This is a genomic window from Paracraurococcus ruber (assembly GCF_004353985.1).
Taxonomy (GTDB): Bacteria; Pseudomonadota; Alphaproteobacteria; order Acetobacterales; family Acetobacteraceae; genus Paracraurococcus; species Paracraurococcus ruber.
Genome location: NZ_SMOA01000490.1, coordinates 1 through 2,353, shown reverse-complemented (window position 1 = coordinate 2,353; position 2,353 = coordinate 1). Strand labels below are relative to the sequence as shown.

Annotated in this window: 2 protein-coding genes; both read right to left on the bottom strand. The window is 77.5% G+C overall.

Annotation, left to right across the window (positions count from 1 at the left end):
- Positions 1 to 443: 443 nt before the first annotated feature.
- Positions 444 to 1,043, bottom strand: coding sequence for an NAD(P)H:quinone oxidoreductase (gene wrbA / locus E2C05_RS31085; protein ID WP_133223476.1), 600 nt, complete (start codon positions 1,041 to 1,043; stop codon positions 444 to 446).
- Between the two features lie 114 nt (positions 1,044 to 1,157).
- Positions 1,158 to 1,997, bottom strand: coding sequence for an arylamine N-acetyltransferase family protein (locus E2C05_RS31080; protein ID WP_158292491.1), 840 nt, complete (start codon positions 1,995 to 1,997; stop codon positions 1,158 to 1,160).
- Positions 1,998 to 2,353: the final 356 nt, after the last annotated feature.

The following is a 2,353-nucleotide window of genomic DNA, read 5'->3' as shown; positions in this document are numbered from 1 at the left end:
CGTGGCGGCCTGCCCCCGGCGCAGACGCGCGAGAGGTCGGGGCTAGGCCGGCCTGCCTCCGGACGGGCCTGGCCGGCGCCGTCGGCCACGCCCGGCGCGGCGGCCGCGTCGCCCGGCGATCCGGGACGGGCCGGCGCCGCCCTTGGCGCCCGACCCAGAAGGGCCCCGGCCACGGAACGGGCGCGGGATGGCCGGCCCCGGAGAGGGTCGGTCGCCTTTGGCGATCAGGCGGTTGCCATTCGCCATGGCGCATGGCAACCGCCCTGGTCTTTTGCATCCACGAGCATCGTCACCCGATCAGGTGAGTCCACCTGATCGGGATCTGCCCTGACGGCGCGGCCGGGGCCGGAGGCCTCGGCAGCCTGGCCGATCTCGCGCGGGACACGCGCCGCCGCCGCGATGCCGGGGCCGCCATGCCCCGCCGGATCCTTCCGGTCAGGCCATCAGCCGAGCAGGCGCTGCGCGATGCCGGCCACGTGGCGGCCCTGGAAGCGGGCCAGCTCCAGCTCGTTCTCGCTCGGCTGCCGCTCGCCGCGGCCGCCGGCGATGGTGCTGGCGCCGTAGGGCGTGCCGCCCGACACCTCGTTCAGCACCGTCAGCCCCGCCGCGCTGTAGGGCAGGCCGACCAGCACCATGCCGTGGTGCAGCAGCTGGGTATGGATCGCCAGCAGCGTCGTCTCCTGCCCGCCATGCTGGCTGGCGGTGGAGGTGAAGGCGGCGCCCACCTTGCCGATCAGCGCCCCGCGCGCCCAGAGCCCGCCGGTCTGGTCCCAGAACTGCGCCATCTGCGCCGCCATGCGGCCATAGCGGGTGGGGCAGCCGAGGATGATGGCATCGTACTGGTCCAGCTCCTGCGGGCTGGCCTCCGGCGCCGCCTGGTCCAGCTTCGCGCCCGCCTTCTCCGCCACCTCGCGCGGGACGAGGTCCGGCACGCGCTTCACGATGACCTCGGCGCCGGCAGAGCGTGCGCCCTCCGCCACCGCCCCGGCCAGGGTCTCCACATGGCCGTACATCGAATAGTAGAGCACGAGAATGCGTGCCATGGCCGGTGTCCTTCCGCTGTCGCGGGCATGACGCGCGGCGCTCCGCCGCGGTTGCCTCGGGCGGCCACGGCGATGCGGCGGCCCCCTCTCGCCTGCTGCCTTGGCGCGCGCCCGTCAGGGCATCGCGGCCAGGCGCCCCGGCCGGTCCGCCGCCATCGCCGCCTCCAGCGCCGCCCGGTCCGCCGGGCCGAGGCGGATGCCGAGCCGGTCGCGCAGCGCCGCCCCCAGCGCCGGACCCTCGAGCAGGGCGGCCTGCTCGGCGCCGCCGGCCGTGCGCTCGGTCAGCCGGTGGTTCAGCAGCATCAGCCGGCGCCCGGGCGGGGCCAGGCTGGCGACCAGGTTGGCGGTGAACAGCCCGCCCGGCCGGTTCGCCACCAGCCAGTTCGCCGCGTCGATATCCGCCGGCTCCTGCGGCTCCGGCCCGAGCAGGTAGAGGTCCAGCCAGTCCCCGCCGGCCGCCGCCTGCAGCAGCCAGCCGCCGGCCTCCTGCAGCAGGCGGAACTCGCCATGCGGGGTCGGCTGCACCACCCCGGGGCGCAGCGCCAGCGGCGCGGTCGGCAGCAGCCCGCCGAAGCCGACATCGAGCAGATGCGGCCCCTCCGGCAGCTCAAGCTGCAGGGCGAGATGGGTGCGCGGCACCGGCGTCCCGGGCGGCACGCCGTAGCGCACCCGTGCCAGCAGCCGCCGCGGCGCCAGCCCCAGCGCCCGCAGGGCCAGCAGCAGCAGCGAGTTCTGCTCGAAGCACCAGCCGCCGCGCCCGCCCTGGACCAGCTTCGCCTGCAGCGCCGCGGGGTCCAGCGCCGGGGTGCGCCCCAGCAGCGCCTCGATGCCCTCGAAGGGAATGGCGGCGGCGTGGCGGGCGACCAGGTCCCGCAGCAGCGGCAGGCCCGGCCGCAGCGGCCCGGACCAGCCGATGCGGCCGAGATAGGCCGGCAGATCGAAGGCCTCCGTCATCCCTGGCAACTCCCTGCTGCCCGCCGCCCGGTCGCCCTGCCCGCCCGGCGGGAGGCGCGCGGGAGGCGCTTTGGCCCGCAACCGCCGCCTCGCCCCGCCCCGCCCGGTGGGGGATGGTGGCCCGGCCTGCCGCAAGGGCGCCGGTTCCGCCTGTCCGGCGCGCGCCCGCCATGCTGGCCCGAGGCGCGACCGATCCGGCGTCCCGCGGCTTCCGCCGCCGTCACGCGCCGGCCGCTGCGGGGCACCGATCAAGTCGCGGCGGCGCGCGAGCCAGGAAAGCATGGCAGCTGGCAGGCGCCCAGGCCGGCGCCGCGCCGCGGCCTGCTCACGCGCCGGGCAGCCCCGCCCCGGCCGCC

Bases quoted from the DNA above. Each gene is read 5' to 3' on its own strand.
- wrbA (WP_133223476.1), bottom strand. From the start codon at position 1,043: ATGGCACGCATTCTCGTGCTCTACTATTCGATGTACGGCCATGTGGAG.
- E2C05_RS31080 (WP_158292491.1), bottom strand. From the start codon at position 1,997: ATGACGGAGGCCTTCGATCTGCCGGCCTATCTCGGCCGCATCGGCTGG.